Origin of the sequence: Saccharothrix sp. S26, assembly GCF_021390395.1 — a bacterium.
GTDB lineage: Bacteria > Actinomycetota > Actinomycetes > Mycobacteriales > Pseudonocardiaceae > Actinosynnema.
Genome location: NZ_JAJUWT010000035.1, coordinates 37,717 through 59,475 on the forward strand (window position 1 = coordinate 37,717; position 21,759 = coordinate 59,475).

Here is a 21,759-nt window from a genome sequence, read left to right on the forward strand (position 1 = left end):
GTTGGTCAGGCTGCGTGGTGGTACTCGTCCCGGTCGCTCATGAGGTTCTCGGCAGGCACGACAGCCCGGTGGCATCGCGGCGAGGGCGCCCGTGACCAAGGCGCCGGTGCTGCGCTCGGGCCTTCACGTCGAGACGGCGGCTACCGGGCCGGGGTGGCTCGGTAGCCGCCGTGCGAAGACCTGCTGCTAGCAAGTTGCCGTTCGACTCGTTCATGCCGGTGTTGGCGCCTGCCGTCTGCCCGACGATGGTCGGCACGTAGGTGGCCTGGTCGAGCGTGAACCAGGTGACGTTGCCGCTGACCTGCCAGTGGCCGGCCACGTCCGTGTAGAAGATCCCAAGGACGTCCTTGGAGTTCTTGAAGGAGTTGTCGTCCACCGTCGCCTTGGCACGGCGCGGGAGTTGATGACGGACTCGTTCAGGCTCACGTAGTAGTTGTTGCACATGTGGTTCATGCCGCCACGCAACAGGGGCGTGCGGGAGTGGATGTTCTCGTACAGGTTGTGGTGGAAGGTGACGAACCCGTTCGAGAGGTCGCTCTCGCTGGACCCGATCAGGCCGCCGCGACCGGAGTCGCGCAGGGTGCTGTAGGACAGGGTCACGTACCCTCGACCTCGATGATGACCGGGGTGGAGCTGCTCGCCCGGCTGCACAGGGCCTGGTGGATCTGGGTTCCCGTGGTGACCCGGACCTTGGCTCCGCCCTGACCGCCGGTGGTCTCGCCGTTCATCGCCGCAAAACCGGTCGTGGCGCCCGTGGGCGGGTGGTCGTGGTTGTGGTGAACGTCCACTGCTTGGTGGCCACGCTGTCGCAGGAGTTGATCCTATGCCGCTCGGAAAGTCATCGCTGCTGGTCAGGCGGCTTGTCTGTACTCGTTGATGAGTCTGTCGAGGATGCGGGTGCGGAGCGGTCTGTGGGTGCCGAGGTCGCGTGCTGCGGCGGGGTGTTGCTGGAGCTCGGGTGGTAGTTGGCCGCGGGCTTGGTGAGGTCTGTGTCTGTTGTAGTGGTTTTCGTAGGTCTTCTGGACTTGTCGTGCGTGGGCTTCACCGGTGACGAGGATCTGGTCGAGGAGTTCGCGTCTGATGGTGCCGATGACCCGTTCGCAGTGGGCGTTCATCCGGGCGCCTGCGGCGCGCTCTTGATCACGCGCAGGTCGTCGGCCTGGAAGACGGCGTCGAACGTCTGGCTGTACTTGCCGTCGCGGTCGCGTAACAGGAATCGGAGCGACTCCGTCCGGCGTCCGAGGTCGGTGGCGAGGTCCCTGGCCTGCTGGGAGGTCCATCCCTGGGTCAGGTGGGCGGTGACGCCGGTGATGTGCAGGCGCCCGGTGTGGTGTTCGAGGAAGGCCAGTGCGTACAGGCGTCTGCCGAGCCCGGTGTCGAGGTGGAGGAAGTCGGCCGCGATGATGCCCTGGGCCTGGGCGATCACACGAACCCACCGTCTCAGCTGCTCACCTGCTGACCGCGGCGGCTCCATAGGTTCGCGACGTAAGCGAGCGTGAGCGGCGAGCAGCGCACGACCTGTTCAGTCCAGTCGCGGGCGAGGGTTGGCCCGGCGCAGCACGGCGACCTGGTGCCGCGGGGCCAGCAACTCCGCGTCCTTGACCGCCGATGCCTGACCGAGCAGAACCAACCGGCCGACGCCCTGGGCGAAGATCAGGTACAGCAGTCGTAATGCCACACCCCAGGATCATGCCCTGGAGGTTCAGCGGGCACGATCGTCGCAGCTCAGCATCCCAGTGCAGAGTTCCGACGCCCCGCAGGGACCGGTGGGTCTCGGGATCAGTCCCAGGCGGGCTCGTTCGGGATGAGTCGGTGTCGGTCGTAGTCGCGAGCCAGGCGTGCGCGATGTTCGGCACCGGGCGAGGAAGCGGAGGTGCGAACCGGACAGGTCGACCGCTGATGGTGGACAGGCAAACGAAGCTCCGGGCGAGGGTCTCACCCTTTGGTCGGAGGTCGTCCACCAGGAGCTTCGTTACGCTCGCGGCCCGCACCACCAGATTGGAAACGACGACTTGGTCATGGAGGCATCTCAGTGGTGGCCGTGGCTGACGAGGGCATCGCCGGTCTCCTGCCAGGCACCGGTTCTCGTCGAAACCGCTCCGGAAGTCCAAGCGCGGTTTCCGGCGTACTGACTGGCACGACGGCATTGGCCGAGGGCGTGCGATCTCTTCCGCCCGCTCCGCGGTGCGGGGGTTCTGGACGGGCGGCCCGCTGGCGCCTCCCGGTCGGGGGCTACACCCCTGTGGCAGCCTTCTCGGCGGCCTCGATCGCCGACTTGAAGTCGGGGGCGGCTCCGATCTGGGCGAGCATCACGCTCGTCGCGTTGTAGCAGTTGAACCTCGCGATCTTCCCCTCACGGAGGTACCAGAGGTCCGCCGCTGGCATGTCGATGCGCCTACCGGTCGGGCGGATGTCGCCGATCGGGGTCGGGAACCCGCCGAGGTGCGTTCCCTGGATCCGAAGTTCGACGGCAACGACATCGCCGAACGCGCGGACTTCGAGCAGTTCGCGGTGGATGTCGGGAAAAATGCCGGCGAGGCCCGTCAACGCCTGAGGGATCTGGTCCCCGCGGAAGGTCTGGGAATTCGGCACGTCGTTGAACGTCCCGTCCTCGGTGAACAAGGCACGAAAACCGGGTCCGTCGAGGACGTTCCCTTCCGCCAGCCGGTACGCCTCGCGGACGATCTCTTCATTGCTCTTCACTTCTGCTCTCCTGTGATCCTTGGCATCGCTGCAGGGAACAAGTCGCCGCCACCCGGGCGGCGGCGCGGCCCAGGCGTTCGCGGGCGGCCTGGGGTCGGGCAGGAGTCGGGTGACGACGCCGTCCGCCAGGGCGACGACGCCTCCGACGTGGTCTTTCCGATGCGCGCCCAGTTAAGTTAGCAAGTTTTTGACCATATGGTCAATAACGTAAGCTTGCTCACGTGCCTCGTCCCCGCAAGTTCCGCGAGAGTGATGTCATCAGCAGCGCCGGCGAGGTGTTCGCCGTGCGCGGCCTCGCCGCTGCGACACTGGACGACCTGGTGCGGGCGACCGGCCTGGGCAAGCAGAGCCTGTACAACGCGTTCGGCGGGAAGCGGGAGTTGTTCTTCCGGGCGCTCTCCGAGGATCGGGAGGAAGCGACACGTGCCGTCTCGGAAGCGCTCGGGCACGATGACGCTTCGCCACTGGAACGAATTCGGGGTCACCTGCTCACGATGGCGATCGAGTTCAGCAGCAGTGATCGGCGGGTCTCGCTCACCACGCGTGCGCTGGTCGAATCGACCGGTGAGGAGGATCCGCTCTCGACGGCCACGAAGGCCGGTATCGAACAGCTCGCCGGGATCTACGCCCGGTGCCTGGAACACGCGCGGGAGAACGGGGATCTCGCGGAGGACGTGAACGTGCAGTCGCTGGCGCTCTACTTCGTCGCCGTCACCCGCGGGATGGAGTTGCTCGGCCGCGCCGGTGTCGGCCGCGGCGTTCTCACCGCGGTCGCACTCGACGCGCTTCGCGCGCTCCGCGGTCAGCGCATGGAAGAGCCCGATGATCGCCCGTCCGTGCAGGAGTGACCGCCGACGTCCGGCCGCTGCCGAGGTGAGCCCCCTTCGGCAGGTCCGCGCACCCGCCGGGTCGGTTGTCGCCGGCCGTGGAAGTCACTGTGATCCGGCTGGATGTCGAGCAGCTGCCCGGTACGGCGACACCGCTGCCGTGATCACCGTGTTCGCTCGACGAAGCGCTTGCGCCGGGAGTCGGTGCAGCAGGGCCGCGAGGAAGGCCCGGTCGGCGGTGGTGAACCGTGGGCGGGCGTCTCCGAGTTGGCGGTCCAGGACCATGATCTGGTGGTGTAGCGATAAAATCTCCGTGTCCTTTTCCCGGTCGCTCATGGGCGGCAGGCGCAGCAACGTGAACGCGTTGGACATACCGAGATAGGCCAGTCGAAGCAGCGCAGTCGGTCATCATGCCGCGTCAGCCGAGGACGCTGCGGACCTGCAGTCGTACTCACGAGCACCTCGGTTCTTCATGCTACGCACGGCTTCAACCTGCATGGATGGAGTTATCGGCAGGCACAACCTGCGTCCGGGTGACGTGATCGCCCTGCGTGAAGGGGAACGGTGACCGGCCGCGCCACCATCGCCTGAGTGCCCGTAGTGAGCCGACCGCAGTACACCGCCCAGTAGTGCTCGGGAGGCAAAGGAGAGGCGATGGGCGCTGTCGATGGCAGGAACCGGTCAACTCCGGCGTGGAGGTTCGGGACGGCACGCATGCTTCAGGCGAGCACGTGCCCACGTTCCCGACGGAGGCGAGCGCCATGGACGAGGTGGACTACCGGCAGGTCGCCGACGAGGTGACCGGGATCCAGCGGAAGATGGCGGACATCCGGGTGGTGGCGGAGTCCGCCGACGGCCTCGTCCGCGTCACGGTCGGTGCTCGTGGTGAGCTGCTCGGACTGCTGCTGGATCCTCGCATCTACCGCAACCCGGATGCCGACGCGTTGGCCTCCACGATCGCGCAGACGGTCCGGCGGGCCGTGCGGCAGGCCCAGGAGGAGGTGTTCGTCCTGGTCCGGCGGTTCCTGCCGGCGGACGCCACGCCCGCGTCGACCGATCTCGACTTCGACCCGCTGCTGACCGCCCTCGACCGTGCGCGGGGGGCCGTCCGGTGAGCGGTTTCGCGGAGTTGGAGGTCGGGGTCGCCACGACGGCGCTGAGCACGATCGGTGAGGCCGGGACGGTGGCGGCTGACGCGTGGCGCGGGCATCGCGGCACCATCGACGCCAAGGAACCCGCCATCGGCACCGGTCCGCTGGCCGAGGCGTTCCGGTCCGTGTACGACCCGGAGCCCGCGAAGCAGGCCGTGGACCGCGCGCTGGGCGTCGTGCCCGCGCTCGTCTCGGCGGGCCGGGAGGGTGTCGCCGGCTACGTCGAAGCGGACCGGCGTGGCGCCGCCGGGTTCACCGGCTGACCGGGGGTGGGAGCATGGCCATCCAGGAACCGACGAGCGCACTGGGGCTGTGGCCGCGGGTCAAGGCGATCACCGGCTGGCCGGACACCGACGAGACCGCGATGGTCGACCTGTTCTTCGGCTGGTTGGACGGCGCGGAATCCGTCGGCACCCTCGCCTCGGTCGACCTGAGCGCCCTGGCGGGGGCCTGGCCCGACGCGGCGGGCCGTGCGCTGATGGCCGAGCTGGGCGAGGTGATGGCCGCGCTGGGGGAGAGCAAGCGGCAGATGACCGAGTTGGCCGGACGGGCTGGGACGTTCGCCCTGGAGGTCGAGCACGTCAAGAACCACATCCACGAGGCGATCAACGCGAGCCTGCCCTTCTACGGCCTGGCCTCGATCGCGCCGACCTTCATCGGCCGGGACATGCAGGACTCCATCGTCGACGAGGTGGCGGCGGGGATCACCGCGGAGATGACCGCGTCCGCCGCGCGGATCGGCAGCCGAGGGCCGGTCGACGTCAACGACATCATCGCGCGGCTGGCCGAGCCGCGTTCGTTCGGCGAAGGGGTGCTGCACGCCGTGCAGGACAACGCGAACACGCTCAGCGCGTTCGCCGACGTCTCGGGTGACGTCAGCACGGTCCTCAGCGCGGCGAGCGACTATGCCGTGCTGGCCGGTCCGCCCGGCTTGATGGTGAAGGGCGTGGCCGAGGGCGCCTCGACCGTGCTGGGTGGTATCGCTCTGGGCGGGCACCTGCTCGCCTTGGCGGGTGGTGCCGACGTGCGACCGGAGACCCTGATGCTCGACTTCCTCGGCCTGGAGTCCCCGCTGGGCACGCCGGTCCTGGCCGAGCACCTCGCGCTGGAGGCGAGCGAGCACGTGACCGGGGAGCTGAAGTCGACGATCGTCGACGACGTCAACAAGTACTGGCTGCCGAACCCGGACGCACTGCCCCGCTCCGGCATCGACCCGGTGCTCGGTTCGTACAACCCGGTGCTGAACGCGTCCACGCAGGGCGGGGCGCTCGACCTCGAGCGGCGGCCGGATCTGGTGGAAGAGCGCGCCCGATCACGCGGCCAGGGTTGATCCGCGGCGGCCGATGTCGCGGGGCACGGTCCGACGGCGGTGGCCGTCAGAGCCGGGTCGCGGTGCGGACGAGCGTGGCGACGGCTTTCGACCTGCTGTGTGGTGGCCAGGCGATGGTGGTGGTGACGGCCGGTGCGTCCGGCATGGCCACGACGGCATGGTGGTCGCTCAGCTGGGTTCGCAGCGACTCGGGGACGACCGCGCAGGCCAAGCCGAGCGCGATCAGTTGGAGCAGTTGGGTGTGGTCGCGCACCCGCGGGCCGGGGCCGTCCGGGTAGCTGCCGTCTTGTCGGGGCCAGCGTGGCAGGGGCAGGTCCACCAGGCCGTCGAGCTCGGCCAACGACACGGCCGCCCGGACGGCGAGGGGATGACCCGCGGGCAGGACGGCGACCTGCTGCTCGGTGTGCAGGTCCTCGGAGTCGAATCCGGCTGTCGTGTCGTACGGCCGGTGGAGCAGTGCGACGTCGGCGCGCCCTTTGCGCAGCAAATCCTCCGGCTCGCCGGGCCCGCACAGCACCACCTCGACGGCCACGGCGCCCGGTTCGGCGGAGTAGGCGTCCAGCAGCTTCGACAACAGTTCCACGGACGCTCCGGCCTTGGCGGCGAGCACCACGCCGGGCTGGTCGGCGGCGGCGCGGCGGGTGCGGCGCTCGGCGGCTTCGACCGCGTCGAGCGCGGTCCGGGCCTCCCGCAGCAGCACCGACCCGGCCTCGGTCAACGTGATGGCGCGAGCGGTGCGGTGCAGCAGGACGACTCCGAGCCGCCGTTCGAGCTGCTGGATCGCCCGGGACAGCGGTGGTTGCGCCATCGCGAGCCGTTGCGCCGCCCGTCCGAAGTGCAACTCCTCGGCGACGGCGACGAAGTATCGCAACTCCCGCGTCTCCACCGGCTCATCGTATCCAGGGATCGGGCGGGACCGGAGGCGCGTTACGCCAGTGCGGGACTCTTCGGTGCCGACGGTCGTTCGTGCGCTGATCGGTGGAAGATCGCCAGGAATTGGTGTTCCGTGCTGTCAGTGCGTCAGCCGGTGGCGAGTGATGTCGTACCAGCCGGTGCCGGTCCGCCAGGGAGATCCTGTGTGGTCGTCTGACCCGGTTGCAGGGGGGTTTGGGTGGCGATGCCTCCGGCGGGGGCTGAATCGGCCGTCATTGGTGCACATGGCCAAAAGGTGATCGATCGAGCCCTCCGGATCATGCTCACGGCGGCGCCATCAAGCTGCCGGTCAGGTCGGCCCGGCACACTGTCGGTGCGTCCCCCCATCGGGTTGCTGCTGCTCGGGTGATGTGCCAAGCGGTTCCCGGAGTGCGGTAACGAGCGCTGTGAACGCCTCGATGACCGCGGCAGGGGGATGAGTGGGCTGGCGGGGTTCAGGACGGCTTGCCCAGGGTGGCGGCACGCTTGAGGAAGACGATGCCGTCGATCAGGTCGAGTTGGTCCGGGTTCAGCGGGAAGTAGGCGAAGTCGTTGGAGACGCGGGGGAGGGGGTGGGGGAGGGCGTTGGCCAGGTCGTGGGTGTTGATGAGGGAGTGGTCCCACGGGAGCGTGGTCAAGGTTCCCTCGATGGTGTTCGGGGGTGGCGTGTCCTCGCCGACCGTGCCGAAAGCGGAGGCGAGGTAGGTGTAGCGGCTGCCGAGGTGGGTGGCGGTGATCGCGCCCGCGCTCCACCACTCCAGTCGTTGGTCACCGAACGGCATGACGGTCTTGTTGCGCTGCAGGTGGAGGTTGGAGGCGTAGACCAGGGTCGGGCCGTGTTCGGTGATGGCGCGCAGGTTGGCGGCCATCATCGCGTCACGCAGTGCGGCCAGCCTGGTCCACCGCGCGGGGGACGTGTCGGCCATCCAGTGGTGGTAGCGGAGCAGGCCGGTGGCGGTGCGCCCGTACAGGGCCGCGCGTTCCCCGTCCGCTGCGCTCAGTTGCGGTAGCTGTGTGTCGAGCAACGCGACCAGGTCGTCGGCGATCAGCCGCAGGCGTTGGGCGTCGGCGGACCGGCCGATCGACTGGGACGGGTCCATGGCCGTGGCCTCGTTCGACCAACGGTCGTCCGGGCCGAGCAGCGCGTCGAGGGTGTCCCTGCTGACCACGGCGGTGGCCGTCGGGCCGTCGAGGAGGGCGTGCAGGGCGGTGAGCGCTTCCCGTGGGCTCGCGGCCCAGTACTCCAGCGGGCCGTCGAAACCGAAGAACCGCAGGTTTTCGTCGTGCTCCTCGTTGTACGCGCGCATCCAGCGCACGAGTTCGCGGTTGGCCGGTGACGCGCCGAAGCCGTGGCTGAAGCCGCGGGCCATGACGTCGTCGAGCGTGCCCGTGCCGGTCGTGATGTAGTCGTCCACCACGAGGCCCTTGAGGCAGTCGCTCTCGATGGCGAACGACCGGTAGCCCTCGTGCTCGACCAGGTGCCGGAACACCTCGTTGCGCACCTCGCCCAGTTCCCCCACGAAGTGCCTGGCCTCGCCGAGGCCGAGCAGCAGGGGCGCGGCGGGGCGCGACCGCAGGAAGGCCGAGATGCCGGCACCGTCGAGCGGCCGGCCGGTGTCCTCGATGTGCATACGTTCAACGGTATCGTTGAACTCTCGGTGTAAACTTTTCCCGAGAATCACCCTTCAGGATCGCGGTGGACCTTCAATCGGTGGTGCAGCCATGAGGCCAGTGGACCTGGCGCGCGACCACGGCCTGTCGACCCAGGCGGTGAGGAACTACGAGGCCGCCGGCGTCCTGCCCGCCGCCGAACGCACCGCCCACGGCTACCGCACCTACACGCCGCTGCACGCGCACGCCCTGCGTGCGTTCCTCGACCTCGTGCCCGGGCACGGTCACCAGACGGCCACCGCGATCATGCAGGCGGTCAACCGTGGTGCCGCGGAGGACGCGTACCGGCTGATCGACGAGAGCCATCGCCGGCTCCTCGACGACCGCCGCACCCTCCAGGCCGTGGAAGCCGCGCTCCGCGACCTGGCACCCGTTCCGGAGGAACGTGGCGACACGTTCATCGGCCCCTTGGCCAGGCGGCTCGGCCTCCGTCCCGCCACTCTGCGCAAGTGGGAGAAGGCCGGGCTGGTCCGGCCACGCCGCGATCCGCGGACGGGTTATCGGATCTACGGAGCGGCCGACGTCCGTGACGCCCGGCTGATCCACCAGCTCAGGCGAGGCGGCTACCCGCTGGAGCGGATCGCCCCGCTGATCGCCCAGGTCCGCTCCGCCGGAGGCGTCATCCCCTTGGAGGCGACCCTGCGCGACTGGCAGACCCGCCTGTCCACCCGGGGCCGGGCCATGCTCAAGGGTGCTGCCGCCCTGGACGCGTACCTCAGTGCCCGGGAGGTTCGGGAGCGGACGTGCGACGAACCCGGTGGCGGGTAAGGGCGGCGGGTCGGGTGGGGTCGGGGAGGGGATCGGCGTAGGGTCCGGCGCATGGCCGTCGGTGGTAGCAGGAGGGCACGCGCGGCGCGGAAGCGGGTGCGGCGGATGCAGCGGGTGGAGAACGACCTGTCGGTGGCGCAGTGGGCGGCGGTGAAGGCGGCGTGGGGTGGGTGCGCGTACTGCGGGGCGACCGGGGTGCCCTTGCAGAAGGACTGCGTGCAGGCGTTGTCGCGTGGGGGTCGGTACACGCTGGAGAACATCGTGCCCGCTTGTGGGTCGTGCAACGCGAGCAAGTGCAACACCGAGGTCACCGGGTGGATGCGGCGCAAGCGGTTGGATGAGAGGGCGTTCCTGCTGCGCCACGTGGAGGTCAACGCGGAGTTGGCGTCGCGGTTCGGGAGTCCGGCGGTCGCCGAGAGCCTCGACGGCTGACGGTCACCTCGAGGCAGGGACGGCCGGTTTCGGTTTGCCCCGCGAGACCGCGACGCCGACCAGGCAGAGCACACCGCCCGCCAACGCCACCAGGCCGGGCACCTCGTCCAACACCGCCCACGACAGCAGCACCACGATCGCCGGCACCAGGTAGGTCGTCGCACCGAGCCGGCCGGTCGTCATGTGGGACAACGCATAGGCCCACGTGTAGAACGCGAGCGCGGTCGGCAGCAAACCCAGGTACACCACGGACATCGTGGCGCTCACCGGAGCGGCGCGCAGGTCGGCGAGGAGCTGCCCGCCGAACGGCAGGCACACCACCGCACCGACCACGCAGCCGAACGTGGTGGCCTGCAACGCGGACGCGTGCCGCAGAGCGGGCTTCTGCGCCACGACACCGACCGCGTACCCCGCCGCCGCGACGAGGCACAGCAGCGCGCCCCTGGTGGTCGAGCCGCCGCCGGAGTCGAGCAGCCCGACCGCCGCGACGCCCGCGAACGCGATCGCCAGGCCCGCCAGCAGCCTGGCCGGGAAGCCCTCGCGGAGCAGCCACCCCGCCAGGAACGCCACCAGGATCGGGCCGACGCCGACGATCAACGCGGCCGTCCCGGCGTCCGCGTGCCGCTCGCCCCAGTTCAACGCCACCATGTACAACGCGAACCAGAACACCCCGGAGCCGACGATGCCCGGCCACGCCGCTCTCGGTGGCACGCCGACCCCGCGCACCGCGGCGACGGCTCCGAGCGCGATGGCGCCGACGAGCAACCGGCCCAGCGCCAGCGAACCCGGCTGGAAGTGCTCGCCCGCGTACCGGATGCCGACGAACGCCGACGCCCACAGCACCATCGTGACCACGACCGCCGCGGCGGCCTTGCCGTTGACACCGTTGCCTTCCACCGGTTCAGCCCCCCGCCATCGCCCGGACGTCACGTCGCCGCAGCTTGCCCGTCGGGGTGCGCGGCAACTCGGCCACGAAGACCACGTCCTGCGGCACCTTGTACCAGGTGAGGCTCGCGTGTGCGGTGGCGAGCAGGTCCGCGCGCACGTGCTCCGGCGACGCGCCGTCCGCCAGCGCCACGAACGCGCGCAGGGCCGTGACACCGGTTTCGCGCCGCGCCGAGCACACCGCCGCCTCGCGCACGTCCGGGTGCCGCATCAGGAGGTCCTCGACCTCCGCCGGGTGCACGTTTTGGCCCGCGACGATCTCGATGTCGTCCAACCGGCCGTGCAGCCGCACGTACCCGTCCTCGTCCACGGTGGCCGCGTCGCCGGTCGGGTACCAGGAGTCCCCGGCGCGGGCCGGCGGCTCGCTGCCCCGGGCCACGCCCAACGCGATCGACGGACCCGCCACTTGCAGCGAACCCGGTACGCACGGCGGCGCCTCCACACCCGCCTCGTCCACGACCCGCACCCGGTACGGCGGCAAGATTCGCCCGATCGTGTGATCACGGTGGTGGTCGAGGGTGTTGGCCACCACCGCGTGCCCGATCTCGGTGGTGCCGAAGATGTTCAGCAGCCGCTCGCCGAGCACCCGCCGCAACCGCGTCTCCAGCACGTCCGGCAGCACCTCGCCGGCGACCAGCGCCAGCCGCAGGTCCGCCAGCCGCTCGTGGTCGGGGTGGCGCAGCAGCCGGGCGTAGAAGCTCGGCTGGCCGTAGAACACCGTCACGCCGTGGGTCTTGATGATCCGCAACGCGTCGTCCTCGGTGGCGCGTTCCCGCGACAGCACCGTCGCACCGCCCCCGTGCAGCGGGAGGAACACCGAGTTGCCCAGCCCGTAGGCGAAGTACATGCGGGACACCGAGAACGTGACGTCGTCCGGCGTGATGCCGACTACCGACCCGATGGCCCGCTCGTACGCGGCCGGGTCGCCGTGCGCGTGGAAGCACAGCTTCGGGTCGCCCGTGGTGCCGGAGGTGAACACGGCGTACGCCGGGCTGTCCGGCGTGGTCGGCGCGTACGGCACGGCACCGTCCGCGCGCAGGTCCTCCGGCGCGAGCACGGTGGCGGCCGGCCCGCCGGGATCTTCCTCGCACACGACGGCGTGCGGCTCCGCGATCTCCAGCGCGCGGCGCACCTCGTCCGGGTGCATGGTCGAGTTCACCGGCACGGCGACCGCCCCGATCCGCAGCGCGCCGAGCAACGCCCACACCAGGTCGATGCCGTCCGGCAGGAGCAGGGCGATCCGGCTGCCGACGCCGAGACCCCGTGCGGCGTACGCGGCGGCGGCCCGGCCGGCCCCCGCGAAGACGTCGGCGTAGCGGTAGGTCTCCGCGCCGACGTGGTAGGCGGGCCGGTCGAGCCGACCGTGCTCGCGGGCGAAGTGTTCCAGCCTGGCGACCAGGTTCGCGCCACTGTTCACCGACATGATCCCCCCAGACATCACGTCGAACGTTGGTCGGCCACGACCTCCCCAAGCCGTCGCCGCGTGGTCGAGGTTGACGACCCGTGACGGGGGATGTCAAGGACGACCGAGCGCCCGTTCGCGTGCACCGCCTGCTACATCACACGTTCGAGTGAACGGTCGTCGTCACCGCGCGGCCTCGATCCGGAAGTCCAGCACGCAGCGGTGGTCGGTCAGCTCGGTCACGCTGTCGAGGACCAGGCCGTGCGCCGCGCCGAGCGCGCGGAACTCCTCCAGCCGGCGCTCGCGGCCACCGAAGATCACGAGCATGGTCAGGTCGCTCTCGCTGTCGGCGCGCAGGCCGCCGATCCCCTCGACGACCAGGACGCGCCCGGCCGGCCGCGCGGCTTCGACGCAGCGGGCCAGGATGCGGTGCGCGTGCTCGTCGTCCCAGTTGTGCAGGACGTCGAACAGCAGGTAGGCGTCCGCCCCGGCCGGCAGCGGGTCGAAGAAGCTGCCCGCCGTCACCCTCGCCCGGTCGCCGAGACCGCGGGCGTCGAACGCGCGCCGGGCCTCGGCGGCGGTCCGGTCCAGGTCGACCAGGTGACCGCGCAGGTCCGGGTGCGCCTCCAGGACCGCCGCGAGCAGGCTGCCCGCGCCACCGCCGACGTCCACGACCGAGGCGAACCGGGACCAGTCGACGCCGGCGACGATCCGCGGGACCTGGTCGCGGAACCGGCGGCTCATCTGCCGGTCGAACGACTCGCGCAGGTGCGGGTGGTCGTCCAGGTCGGTGTAGAAGTCACGTCCGTAACGGCGCGGGTAGGCCGCCCGGCCGGTGCGGACGCTGTGCAGGAGGTCGACGTGGGCCAGCTCCGCGCGACCACCGGCGGTATCCAGGTGCAGCAGGTCGGTCAGGCGGTTGTCGGCGTCGGCGCGCAGGTGCTCGCCGAACGGGGTCGTCCGGTAGCCGGTGGAGGTGCGCGCCACGACACCCAGGGTCGTGAGGTGACCCAGCAGGAGGTCGAGCGCGACCGGGTCCACGTCCAGCTCGGCGGCGACGTCGTCGACCGCCGCGCCGTCGCCGAGCAGCCGATCGGCCAGGCCGAGGGTCACCGCGACCCGCAGCGCCATCGGTGTGGCGAGCCCCGCCATGCGCAGGATCGCGTCCGGTCCGTCATCGTCGTGGTCCACGGAGAACCACAGTGCCGGCCACGTCAACGGAATACCGGCCGACCCCACCGGTCCCGGCCGGCTACCGGGTCAGACGAGGCCGGCGGCGATCAGCCGGTCCCAGATCACCCCCTGGTCGACCACCTCGACGCCCAGCTTCTCCGCCTTGGTCAGCTTGCTCGCGCCGACCTCCGCGCCGGTGATCAGGTAGTCCGTGTTGGCCGAGACCGAGCTGGCGGTGGTCGCGCCGGCCTTCTCGCACAGCCGCTGGAAGGTCGGGCGGGGCACCTTCTCGCCGGAGCGCGGATCGCTGATCGCGCCGGTGATCACCACCGTCTTGCCGGCCAGCGGCGCGTCGGAGGCCACCACGGGCGGCAGGTCCTCGTCGCGCACGTCCAGCGACACGCCGTGCTCCCGCAGCCGTTCCAGCTCGGGGCGCAACCTCGCCAGGTGCTCGGTCAGCGAGGCGGCGACCTTCGGGCCGATGTCCTCGACCGCCACGAGGCGCTCCTCGTCGGAGTCGGCGACCTCCTCCAGCGACCCGAACCCCGCGCGGCACAGCCGGGCCGCGGTGCCCTCCGACGCCATCGGGATCGCCAGGCCGATCAACGCCCGGCGCAAGCCCACCGCGCGGCTGGCCGCGATCGACTCGATCATGCGCGTCGCGGACGTCTCGCCGATCCGGTCGAACTCCAGCAACTGCTCCTTGGTCAGCCGGTAGAAGTCCGACGGGTGCTCCAACAGCCCCGCCTCGGCGAGCCGTTCGATCCACACCGGACCGACCGCCTCGATGTCCGCCGCCGCCCGCGACGCCCAGTGGATCAACCGCCGCACGGTCTGCGCCGGGCACGCCACGTTGGTGCAGAACAGCTCCCGGCTGTTGCCCTGCTCGGTCAACCCGTGCCCGCACGACGGGCACGCGGCCGGCGGCACGATCTCCCGCTCCTCACCCGTGCGCCTGGACTCGTCCAGCACACCCGCCACGAACGGGATCACGTCACCGGCCCGGCGGATCAACACCGTGTCGCCGATCCTGATGCCCCGCGCGCGGATCACCTCCTGGTTGGCCAGCGTCGCGCGGGTGACCGTGGTGCCGCCCACGAACACCGGCTCCAGGTGTGCCACCGGGGCGATCTTGCCCGTCTTGCCCACGTCCCACACCACGTCGACCAGCAGCGTGGTCTTCTCCTCGGCCGCGAACTTGAACGCCAGCGCGCCGCGCGGCGAGCTCGACCGCGTGCCGGCGGCGGCGAAGGCGTCCCGGTTCGCCAGCCGCAGCACCGCGCCGTCCAGGTCGTAGTCCAGCTCGTTGCGCCGGGCCTCGATCTCCGAGATCACCTCCTGCGCCGCCTGCGCGGTGTCGCAGTGCCGCATGTCGGCCACGTCGAACCCCAGCGCCCGCAACCCGTGCTCCAGGTCGGCCGCCGCGCCACCCTCGGAGGTGTCCAGGTCGAAGGCGAAGAACCGCAACCGGCGCTCGGCGACCGTGGCCGGGTCCTTCGCCCGCAGGGTGCCCGCGGCGGCGTTGCGCGGGTTGATCAGCGGCTTGTCCGGGTGGGCGGTGTTGTAGGCGGCGAACGTCGAGCGCAGCATCACGGCCTCGCCGCGCGCCTCCACCCGGCCCGGCGCGTCCACCCGCTCCGGCACCCCGTCGACCAGGGCGCGCACCAGCGGCGTCACGTCGTCGCCGGTCGTGCCGTCACCGCGCGTGACCGCCCGCGCCAGCCGGCCGCCCTCGTAGACCAGCGCCAGCGACAGCCCGTCCAGCTTCGGCATGACCACCACCGGCTGGCCGGGGAAGCGGTCGAAGAACGCGGCCACCTGCTCCGGCTTGGTGGCCTTCTCCAGCGACAGCATCGGCCGCGAGTGCCGCACCGGCGCGTGCAGCACCGCCGGCGCGCCCACCTGGTCCAACGGGTTCGGGTCGGGCGCCAGCCCCGGGTTCGCCTCGATCAGGCCGCGCAGCTCGTCCTCGATCGCGTCGTACTCCGCGTCCGCCACCAGCGGCGAACCGCGGTAGTAGGCGTCGCGCAGCACGACGACCTGGTCGGCGAGTTCCTGGATGCGTTCCCGAGCGTTCACGGCTGACAAGGTACCTGCGACCACCGACAACCCGCGGGGCCCGCGGCCGCGGCGACCGCGAATCTCGCTCGCGGAGCCGCCCGATCACGCCTAACTTCGGCGTCGAGCAGAGGAGAACCGTGGAGCAGATCAGCAAGCGACTGATGAACTGGGCGTCCATCCTGGACGCGGGCGCGCGCCAGCAGGCCGAGAAGGCCTCGCGGATGCCGTTCATCTACCCGCACCTGGCGCTCATGCCCGACGCGCACCTCGGGAAGGGCGCCACGGTCGGCAGCGTCATCCCCACCCTGGGCGCGATCATCCCCGCCGCCGTCGGCGTCGACATCGGCTGCGGCATGATCGCCGTGCGCACCCAGTTCACCCTGGACGAGTTCCGGTCGCGTCCGCTCGCCCCCTTGCGCGAGGCGATCGAGAACGCCGTGCCGCTGTCCGCGGGCAAGTACAACGGCAAGCTGACCGACACCGCGCGCGAGCGCGTCGAGGTGCTCGCCGGCCGGGCGCGGGAGGCCGGTTTCGAGCCGGGTCGCTACGGGGGCAACTGGGAGTTGCAGCTGGGCACGCTCGGCAGCGGCAACCACTTCATCGAGGTGACGCTGGACGAGACCGGGCGGGTGTGGCTGTTCCTGCACTCCGGGTCGCGCGGCGTCGGCAACAAGATCGCCCAGAAGCACATCCGCGTCGCGCACGAGCAGTGCGAGCGGCGGTGGATCGACCTGCCCGACCCGGACCTGGCCTACCTGGTCGAGGGTGAGGACGAGTTCTGGCAGTACATCCGCGAGATGCGCTGGGCGCAGGAGTTCGCCTGGCTCAACCGCGAGGAGATGATGGACCGCGTCGTCGACTGCGTGACCGAGTGGACGGGCCGTGAGGTGGAGCGGCAGGAAGTGGTGAACTGCTTCGCCGGTGAGACGCAGGTCATCACCCGGACGGGCACGCGCCCGATCGAGGCCCTGGCAGGCGGCGTGCACGAACTGCTCACCTCGGACGGCGAGTGGGTCAAGGCACCTGTCAGGTCGTTCGGACGGCAGGAGGTCCACGAGGTCGTCTTGAGCCGCTCCGGCGTGACCAAGACGATCCGCGCCACCGCCGACCACCGCTGGCTCCTGCGGTCGCGACGGGGGCTCCAGTACGAGGCGACGACGGCCGAGCTGAAGCCCGGTGAACGGCTCCAGTTCACGTTCCCACGTCGGCCGGCCGGTCTCGCGGTGGACCGTGAGGCGGCGGCTCGCGGGTTCGTGTTCGGCGACGGGCACAGGGTCGGCAACCGTGCCTGCGCGAACTTCTGCGGGACGAAGGACCTGGCCATGCTCCCCCTGTTCGAAGGGCTCGGACGTGCACCCCGCACCTACGGCGCGGTGAAGCGGATCACCGGGCTCCCGGTCGAGTGGAAGACCGAACGACCGTCGCTCGACGCGCCTCCGGACGTGTTGTACGGGTGGCTCGCCGGCTACTTCGCCGCGGACGGTGACGTCGGCAAGACCGGCCGACCGACGCTCGCCTCCGCGTCTCGTGAACATCTGGAGTTCGTGCGCCTGGCCTGCCAGGCCGTCGGGATCGGCACGTTCGGCATCAGGACGCGGATCCGCAAGGGCTTCGGCACGGAGCCGACCGCGCTGCACCTCGTGGGCTTGATGCGCGGCGACCTGGACCCGGAGTTCTTCCTGATCGAGGAGCACCGCGCCCGGTTCGTGGCCGGACGGCACGCTGCCGAGCGCCGGGGCTGGAACGTGATCTCGGTGCGGCCGACCGGGGAGACGACCGAGGTTTACTGCGCGGTCGTCGACGACACGCATTCGTTCGCGTTGTCCGACAACATCCTCACGGGAAATTGTCATCACAATTACACCGAGCAGGAGACCCACTTCGGCAAGAAGGTGTGGTTGTCCCGCAAGGGTGCGATCAACGCCGAGAAGGGCCGGGCGGGGCTCATCCCCGGCTCGATGGGCACCGCGTCGTACGTCGTGGTCGGCAAGGGCAACCCGCTGTCGTTGAACTCCTCGCCGCACGGCGCGGGCCGCGAGTACTCCCGTGCGGCGGCGCGGCGGGCGTTCGGCCGGGACGACCTGCGCAAGGCGATGGTCGGCATCGAGTACCGCGACACCGACGCGTTCATCGACGAGATCCCGGCGGCGTACAAGGACATCGACGTCGTGATGCGGGACGCGCAGGACCTGGTCGAGGTGCGCCACACGTTGCGCCAGATCGTCAACGTGAAGGGCGACTGATCGGCTACGATCGCCCGCGGCGGTGAGGACCGCCCGGTCCTGGGACGAGTGGGGGTTGATGAATATGGCTGTCACCAGCCGTGTTCGGCATGCCCACGTCCGGTCCGCGCGTCGCTGACGCGTCGGGCCGGGTCATCCCCTTTGACCAGGAGTTCCGAAGTGTCTTCATCGTTCATCGCCGAGCTGGTCACCGAACGGCTCGTGCTGCGCCCGTGGACGGCGTCCGAGGTCGACGCCGTGGTGGCGGGCAAGCGGCTGCCGCACTGGGCCGACGACTTCCCCGCGGAGGGCGACCGGGTGATCGCCGGGCTCCTCGGCGACCACCCGGCGTGGTGGGGTGGTCACGGCCACCGGCTGGTGGTCGAGCGCGACGGTGGTCCGGTGGTCGGCTCGATCGGGTTGTTCTGGCCGCCCGAGGACGGCGTCGTGGAGATCGGGTACGGCATCGTGCCGTCCCGGCGGGGACGCGGGTACGCCTCCGAGGCCACCCGCGCCCTGACCGCGCACGCGTTCACCGCGCCCGAGGTCCACGCGGTGCACGCCCAGGTGGAGGTGTCCAACCCCGCCTCGGTCCGCGTGCTGGAGAAGGCCGGTTTCCGGCTTTTGGGCGCTGTGACCAGCGAAGACATCGCTCGGTACGGCGTCACGAGGTAGGTCGGTGCGCGGGGTCGGCGGTCAGTGCCGTCGGCCCCGCGGCACCGCTGGCGGGGCGGCTTGGACCCCCGACTATGAATGACCATGCAGCGTCGTGCATACTTCTAGTCGTGTCCAAGGTGCTCACTTACCTCCCCGCCGGCGAACACGTCGGCATCGCGTTCTCCGGTGGTCTCGATACGTCCGTGGCGGTCGCCTGGATGCGTGAGAAGGGCGCGGTGCCGTGCACGTACACCGCGGACATCGGTCAGTACGACGAGCCCGACATCGCATCGGTGCCCGGCCGCGCCGAGGTCTACGGCGCCGAGATCGCCCGGCTGGTCGACTGCCGCGCGGCCCTGGTCGAGGAAGGTCTCGCGGCGCTGGCCTGCGGCGCGTTCCACATCCGCTCCGGCGGCCGCGCCTACTTCAACACCACGCCGCTCGGCCGGGCCGTGACGGGCACCATGCTGGTGCGCGCCATGCTCGACGACGACGTCCAGATCTGGGGCGACGGCTCCACCTACAAGGGCAACGACATCGAGCGGTTCTACCGCTACGGCCTGCTGGCCAACCCGTCGCTGCGGATCTACAAGCCGTGGCTGGACGCCGAGTTCGTCGGTGAGCTCGGCGGCCGCACCGAGATGTCGGAGTGGCTGCTGGCCCGCGGCCTGCCGTACCGGGCGAGCACGGAGAAGGCCTACTCCACCGACGCGAACATCTGGGGCGCGACGCACGAGGCCAAGGCGTTGGAACACCTCGACGCGGGCATCGAGATCGTGGACCCGATCATGGGCGTGCGGTTCTGGGACCCCGAGGTCGAGATCGCCACCGAGGACGTCTCGATCGGCTTCGACCAGGGCCGCCCGGTGACGATCAACGGCAAGGAGTTCTCCTCCGCCGTCGACCTGGTGCTGGAGGCCAACGCCATCGGCGGCCGGCACGGCATGGGCATGTCCGACCAGATCGAGAACCGGGTCATCGAGGCCAAGAGCCGCGGCATCTACGAGGCGCCGGGCATGGCTCTGCTGCACGCCGCCTACGAGCGGCTGGTCAACGCGATCCACAACGAGGACACCCTCGCCGCCTACCACACCGAGGGGCGCAAGCTGGGTCGGCTGCTGTACGAGGGCCGTTGGCTGGACCCGCAGGCGCTGATGGTGCGCGAGTCGTTGCAGCGCTGGGTCGGCACGGCGGTGACCGGCGAGGTGACGTTGCGCCTGCGCCGCGGCGACGACTACTCGATCATGGACACGACCGGTCCGTCGTTCAGCTACCACCCGGACAAGCTGTCGATGGAGCGCACCGAGGACTCGGCGTTCGGGCCGGTCGACCGCATCGGCCAGCTCACCATGCGCAACCTCGACATCGCCGACTCGCGCGCCAAGCTGGAGCAGTACGCCGGGCTGGGCATGGTCGGCAGCCAGTCGGCGCTGATCGGCACGCCGCAGGTGACGCCGACCGAGCTGATCGGCGCGATGCCCGAGGGTGGCGCCGAGGTCATCGCCTCGCGCGGCGAGGTGCCCGACGACGAGCTGCTCGACCACGCCGCCCTGGAAGCCGGCAACGACTGACGGCGGTCGGACCACCGGACGCGCGTGCCCCGCTCAGGTCGGGCGGGGCACGCGCGTCCGGCGTCACGACGTCGGCAACCGCGGAGAAGCAGCGTGCCGACCGCCGGTGTGAGACTCCCCGTACCTCGCTCCGAGCGGAAGGCAGGGCGGCATGGACGACTCCACGGTACTGCTGCTGTTCCCGATCACCGTGGCCGTCATCATGCTCGGCCTCGCCTGACGCTGACGGTGGAGGACTTCCGGCGGGTGGTGCGGTACCCGCGGGCGATGGTGGTCTGCCTGGTGTGCCGGATGCTTGTGCTGCCCGCGATCTGCCTCGGCCTGGTCGTCGTGTCCGGGCTGCGGCCGGAGTCGGCGACCGGCATGATGCTGTTGGCCGCCTCGCCGGGCGTCAGCACGGCCAGCCTCTACAGCCACCTCTTCAAGGGTGACGTGGCGCTGAACATCTCGACGAGGTGTTCCGGATCCTCGGCGACATCGTCCTCGTGGTGGTGCCGTTCAACCTGTCCGGCCTGGCGATCGGGTACTCCGGTCCCCGGCCGGCGGAGGTCTCCCCGCGCGGGTCGATCGCGTCGGCGTTCGAGATCGGCCCGCACAACACCCCGCTGTCGATCGCGATCGCGATGAGCCAGTCGTTGCTGAACAGCACCGAGATGGCGATGCCGTCGGTGGCCTACGGCTTCGCCATGTTCTTCACGGCCCTGGTCTTCGGCCTGGTCGTGGCCCGCCGCGTGCCCGCGCCGACCGCAGACCGGGCGGTCACGCCGAGCGGGACCTGACCTTCGCCGGCCGAAGTCCTCCGGCCCGCACCGGTCCGCGCGTGACGCGGCCGGTGCGGGCGTCGTCGGGCGTCACCAGCCGTGGCGGCGGTCGCCGGCGACCAGCTCGGCGACCCGGGCCTCGGACGCGGCGGAGAACGGGTCGCGGCGGGCCTCGACGGCCAGGCGGGTCTCCTCCGCGATCAGGTCGGCGTTGATCTGCGCACCCGCCGTGGCGCCCGCCGCGGCGGCCGCGCCGACCTGCGCGGACAGGTCGGTGACGTTGCCCGCGACCCACACGCCGGGCACGTCGATGCGGCCGGTCGCGTCAGCGGGGACGTGCTCGCCCATCCCGGACGGGTGCGGCACGGGCCGCAGCCCCAGCGCGGCCAGGAAACCGGCGCGGGCCACCATCCGCGACCCGACCGCGACCACCTCGCGGCCGACCGTGCGGCCGTCGGTCAGCCGCACGCCGACGATGCGGTCCCCGGCGATCTCCAACGACGCCACCTCGCCCGGTACGACGTCGACTCCGCGCGCGGCCAACTGCTCGGCCTGCTCGGCGGTCGGCGGGTGGTCGTGGGAGAAGAGCGTGACGTCGGCGCTCAGCTGCCGGAACAGCAACGCCTGGTGCACTGCCATGGGTCCGGTGGCCAGCACGCCGATCGCCTGGTCGCGCACCTCCCACCCGTGGCAGTACGGGCAGTGCACGACGTCGCGGCCCCACCGCTCGCGCAGCCCCGGCACGTCCGGCAGCTCGTCCACCAGGCCCGTGGTCACCAGCAGCCGGCGCGCGCGGACCGTGCGGCCGTCGGCCAGCGACACCACGAACCGGTCGTCCTCCCGGGTCACGGCCTCGACCTCGCCGCGGACGACGTGACCGCCGTAGCCGCGGACCTCCGCACGGCCGCGTTCCACCAGCTCGGCGGGCGGCATCCCGTCCCTGGCCAGCAGGCCGTGCACACCGTCGGCCGGCGCGTTGCGCGGCGACCCGGCGTCGATCACGACCACGGACCGCCTCGACCGCGCCAGCATCAGCGCCCCGTTCAACCCGGCGGCGCCGCCGCCTACCACCACCACGTCGTAGCTGTCACGCAGCTGAAAGGTCATCATGACCACCTCCGTGACCACCATGCGCGCGGTGCGACCGGATCGGCAAACCTTGTTGCCGATCCG

At 70.8% G+C, this 21,759-nt stretch carries 24 protein-coding genes and 2 pseudogenes; 11 read left to right on the forward strand and 15 right to left on the reverse strand.

The features are described from left to right. Window positions 1-37: 37 nt before the first annotated feature. The 7 genes and pseudogenes from LZG04_RS39300 to LZG04_RS39315 all read right to left on the reverse strand — a co-directional run bounded on the left by LZG04_RS39300 (window position 38) and on the right by LZG04_RS39315 (window position 2,703). The gene (locus LZG04_RS39300; protein ID WP_233827025.1) at window positions 38-376 is read right to left on the reverse strand and encodes a hypothetical protein; all 339 of its coding nucleotides are present in this window, start codon (window positions 374-376) and stop codon (window positions 38-40) included. 89 nt (window positions 377-465) lie between these two features. Continuing rightward, a pseudogene (locus LZG04_RS43220) lies at window positions 466-651 on the reverse strand (hypothetical protein); the annotation flags it as partial. After that, the gene (locus tag LZG04_RS42245) at window positions 597-728 is read right to left on the reverse strand and encodes a hypothetical protein (protein WP_267938964.1); all 132 of its coding nucleotides are present in this window, start codon (window positions 726-728) and stop codon (window positions 597-599) included. The pseudogene LZG04_RS43220 and the gene LZG04_RS42245, both read right to left, overlap by 55 nt. A 123-nt stretch (window positions 729-851) precedes the next feature. After that, window positions 852-1,115: an integrase core domain-containing protein gene (locus tag LZG04_RS43225; protein ID WP_374202982.1), complete on the reverse strand. Its 264-nt coding sequence runs from the start codon at window positions 1,113-1,115 to the stop codon at window positions 852-854. After that, window positions 1,112-1,426 carry a hypothetical protein gene (locus tag LZG04_RS39305; protein ID WP_233827027.1) on the reverse strand — a complete coding sequence of 105 codons (315 nt, stop codon included), beginning with the start codon at window positions 1,424-1,426 and terminating at the stop codon, window positions 1,112-1,114. The genes LZG04_RS43225 and LZG04_RS39305 overlap by 4 nt, the downstream gene beginning before the upstream one ends. A 96-nt stretch (window positions 1,427-1,522) precedes the next feature. Further along, window positions 1,523-1,678 carry a hypothetical protein gene (locus LZG04_RS39310; RefSeq protein WP_233827029.1) on the reverse strand — a complete coding sequence of 52 codons (156 nt, stop codon included), beginning with the start codon at window positions 1,676-1,678 and terminating at the stop codon, window positions 1,523-1,525. A 554-nt stretch (window positions 1,679-2,232) separates the two neighbouring features. Continuing rightward, window positions 2,233-2,703 carry a nuclear transport factor 2 family protein gene (locus tag LZG04_RS39315; protein ID WP_233827031.1) on the reverse strand — a complete coding sequence of 157 codons (471 nt, stop codon included), beginning with the start codon at window positions 2,701-2,703 and terminating at the stop codon, window positions 2,233-2,235. Between the two features lie 221 nt (window positions 2,704-2,924). On the opposite strand from LZG04_RS39315, the gene LZG04_RS39320 reads away from it, so the two are divergent. Further along, on the forward strand, window positions 2,925-3,551 hold the full coding sequence (locus LZG04_RS39320) for a TetR/AcrR family transcriptional regulator (protein ID WP_233827033.1): 627 nt from the start codon (window positions 2,925-2,927) through the stop codon (window positions 3,549-3,551). A gap of 84 nt (window positions 3,552-3,635) precedes the next feature. Here LZG04_RS39320 and LZG04_RS39325 read toward each other — a convergent pair whose 3' ends face one another. After that, window positions 3,636-3,902 carry a hypothetical protein gene (locus LZG04_RS39325; protein ID WP_233827035.1) on the reverse strand — a complete coding sequence of 89 codons (267 nt, stop codon included), beginning with the start codon at window positions 3,900-3,902 and terminating at the stop codon, window positions 3,636-3,638. 359 nt (window positions 3,903-4,261) lie between these two features. On the opposite strand from LZG04_RS39325, the gene LZG04_RS39330 reads away from it, so the two are divergent. From LZG04_RS39330 to LZG04_RS39340, 3 genes are read left to right on the forward strand one after another with little or no spacing between them, the layout of a single operon-like run. Next, entirely contained in the window at window positions 4,262-4,645 is a 384-nt protein-coding gene (locus tag LZG04_RS39330) for a YbaB/EbfC family nucleoid-associated protein (RefSeq protein ID WP_233827037.1), read from the forward strand. Then, a complete protein-coding gene (locus LZG04_RS39335) occupies window positions 4,642-4,944 on the forward strand; it encodes a hypothetical protein (RefSeq protein ID WP_233827039.1) in 303 nt (100 codons plus the stop codon). Before LZG04_RS39330 ends, LZG04_RS39335 begins: the two co-directional genes overlap by 4 nt. Window positions 4,945-4,958: 14 nt before the next feature. Beyond that, entirely contained in the window at window positions 4,959-6,011 is a 1,053-nt protein-coding gene (locus LZG04_RS39340; protein WP_233827041.1) for a hypothetical protein, read from the forward strand. A gap of 46 nt (window positions 6,012-6,057) precedes the next feature. Here LZG04_RS39340 and LZG04_RS39345 read toward each other — a convergent pair whose 3' ends face one another. Beyond that, window positions 6,058-6,897 carry a LysR family transcriptional regulator gene (locus LZG04_RS39345; RefSeq protein WP_233827043.1) on the reverse strand — a complete coding sequence of 280 codons (840 nt, stop codon included), beginning with the start codon at window positions 6,895-6,897 and terminating at the stop codon, window positions 6,058-6,060. A gap of 481 nt (window positions 6,898-7,378) precedes the next feature. Next, on the reverse strand, window positions 7,379-8,554 hold the full coding sequence (locus LZG04_RS39350) for an erythromycin esterase family protein (protein ID WP_233827045.1): 1,176 nt from the start codon (window positions 8,552-8,554) through the stop codon (window positions 7,379-7,381). A 91-nt stretch (window positions 8,555-8,645) separates the two neighbouring features. Here LZG04_RS39350 and LZG04_RS39355 point away from each other — a divergent pair, with 91 nt between their 5' ends. Next, a complete protein-coding gene (locus LZG04_RS39355) occupies window positions 8,646-9,362 on the forward strand; it encodes a TioE family transcriptional regulator (protein WP_233827047.1) in 717 nt (238 codons plus the stop codon). A 51-nt stretch (window positions 9,363-9,413) separates the two neighbouring features. Beyond that, window positions 9,414-9,794 carry an HNH endonuclease gene (locus LZG04_RS39360; protein WP_233827049.1) on the forward strand — a complete coding sequence of 127 codons (381 nt, stop codon included), beginning with the start codon at window positions 9,414-9,416 and terminating at the stop codon, window positions 9,792-9,794. Between the two features lie 3 nt (window positions 9,795-9,797). Here LZG04_RS39360 and LZG04_RS42890 read toward each other — a convergent pair whose 3' ends face one another. The 4 genes from LZG04_RS42890 to ligA all read right to left on the reverse strand — a co-directional run bounded on the left by LZG04_RS42890 (window position 9,798) and on the right by ligA (window position 15,393). Beyond that, window positions 9,798-10,691, reverse strand: a complete 894-nt coding sequence (locus LZG04_RS42890) for a DMT family transporter (RefSeq protein ID WP_233827050.1) — start codon at window positions 10,689-10,691, stop codon at window positions 9,798-9,800. 4 nt (window positions 10,692-10,695) lie between these two features. Then, on the reverse strand, window positions 10,696-12,177 hold the full coding sequence (locus LZG04_RS39370) for a class I adenylate-forming enzyme family protein (RefSeq protein WP_233827051.1): 1,482 nt from the start codon (window positions 12,175-12,177) through the stop codon (window positions 10,696-10,698). Between the two features lie 147 nt (window positions 12,178-12,324). Then, window positions 12,325-13,293 (reverse strand): methyltransferase, encoded by a 969-nt coding sequence (locus LZG04_RS39375; protein WP_233827078.1) that lies wholly within the window; start codon window positions 13,291-13,293, stop codon window positions 12,325-12,327. Between the two features lie 108 nt (window positions 13,294-13,401). Then, window positions 13,402-15,393 (reverse strand): NAD-dependent DNA ligase LigA, encoded by a 1,992-nt coding sequence (ligA, locus tag LZG04_RS39380; protein ID WP_233827052.1) that lies wholly within the window; start codon window positions 15,391-15,393, stop codon window positions 13,402-13,404. Between the two features lie 119 nt (window positions 15,394-15,512). Here ligA and LZG04_RS39385 point away from each other — a divergent pair, with 119 nt between their 5' ends. The 5 genes and pseudogenes from LZG04_RS39385 (at window position 15,513) to LZG04_RS42900 (ending at window position 20,604) form a co-directional block, all read left to right on the forward strand. Further along, a complete protein-coding gene (locus tag LZG04_RS39385; RefSeq protein WP_233827053.1) occupies window positions 15,513-17,618 on the forward strand; it encodes an RtcB family protein in 2,106 nt (701 codons plus the stop codon). Between the two features lie 159 nt (window positions 17,619-17,777). Then, window positions 17,778-18,272 carry a GNAT family N-acetyltransferase gene (locus tag LZG04_RS39390; RefSeq protein ID WP_233827054.1) on the forward strand — a complete coding sequence of 165 codons (495 nt, stop codon included), beginning with the start codon at window positions 17,778-17,780 and terminating at the stop codon, window positions 18,270-18,272. A 110-nt stretch (window positions 18,273-18,382) separates the two neighbouring features. After that, window positions 18,383-19,825 carry an argininosuccinate synthase gene (argG, locus tag LZG04_RS39395; protein WP_233827055.1) on the forward strand — a complete coding sequence of 481 codons (1,443 nt, stop codon included), beginning with the start codon at window positions 18,383-18,385 and terminating at the stop codon, window positions 19,823-19,825. Between the two features lie 267 nt (window positions 19,826-20,092). Beyond that, window positions 20,093-20,215: pseudogene (locus LZG04_RS42895) on the forward strand (bile acid:sodium symporter family protein); the annotation flags it as partial. Between the two features lie 65 nt (window positions 20,216-20,280). Continuing rightward, window positions 20,281-20,604, forward strand: coding sequence for a hypothetical protein (locus tag LZG04_RS42900; protein ID WP_233827080.1), 324 nt, complete (start codon window positions 20,281-20,283; stop codon window positions 20,602-20,604). A gap of 72 nt (window positions 20,605-20,676) precedes the next feature. Here the strand turns inward: LZG04_RS42900 and LZG04_RS39410 are convergent, their stop codons facing one another. Next, window positions 20,677-21,693 (reverse strand): NAD(P)/FAD-dependent oxidoreductase, encoded by a 1,017-nt coding sequence (locus LZG04_RS39410; protein ID WP_233827056.1) that lies wholly within the window; start codon window positions 21,691-21,693, stop codon window positions 20,677-20,679. Between the last annotated feature and the right edge of the window lie 66 nt (window positions 21,694-21,759).

What these genes read in the sequence shown, in the direction of transcription:
- LZG04_RS42245 (WP_267938964.1), bottom strand. Translation starts at nt 728, where the DNA reads ATGAACGGCGAGACCACCGGCGGTCAGGGCGGAGCCAAGGTCCGGGTC.
- LZG04_RS43225 (WP_374202982.1), bottom strand. Translation starts at nt 1,115, where the DNA reads ATGAACGCCCACTGCGAACGGGTCATCGGCACCATCAGACGCGAACTC.
- LZG04_RS39325 (WP_233827035.1), bottom strand. Translation starts at nt 3,902, where the DNA reads ATGTCCAACGCGTTCACGTTGCTGCGCCTGCCGCCCATGAGCGACCGG.
- LZG04_RS39340 (WP_233827041.1), top strand. Translation starts at nt 4,959, where the DNA reads ATGGCCATCCAGGAACCGACGAGCGCACTGGGGCTGTGGCCGCGGGTC.
- LZG04_RS39350 (WP_233827045.1), bottom strand. Translation starts at nt 8,554, where the DNA reads ATGCACATCGAGGACACCGGCCGGCCGCTCGACGGTGCCGGCATCTCG.
- LZG04_RS39355 (WP_233827047.1), top strand. Translation starts at nt 8,646, where the DNA reads ATGAGGCCAGTGGACCTGGCGCGCGACCACGGCCTGTCGACCCAGGCG.
- LZG04_RS39360 (WP_233827049.1), top strand. Translation starts at nt 9,414, where the DNA reads ATGGCCGTCGGTGGTAGCAGGAGGGCACGCGCGGCGCGGAAGCGGGTG.
- LZG04_RS39370 (WP_233827051.1), bottom strand. Translation starts at nt 12,177, where the DNA reads ATGTCTGGGGGGATCATGTCGGTGAACAGTGGCGCGAACCTGGTCGCC.
- LZG04_RS39375 (WP_233827078.1), bottom strand. Translation starts at nt 13,293, where the DNA reads ATGGCGGGGCTCGCCACACCGATGGCGCTGCGGGTCGCGGTGACCCTC.
- LZG04_RS39410 (WP_233827056.1), bottom strand. Translation starts at nt 21,693, where the DNA reads ATGACCTTTCAGCTGCGTGACAGCTACGACGTGGTGGTGGTAGGCGGC.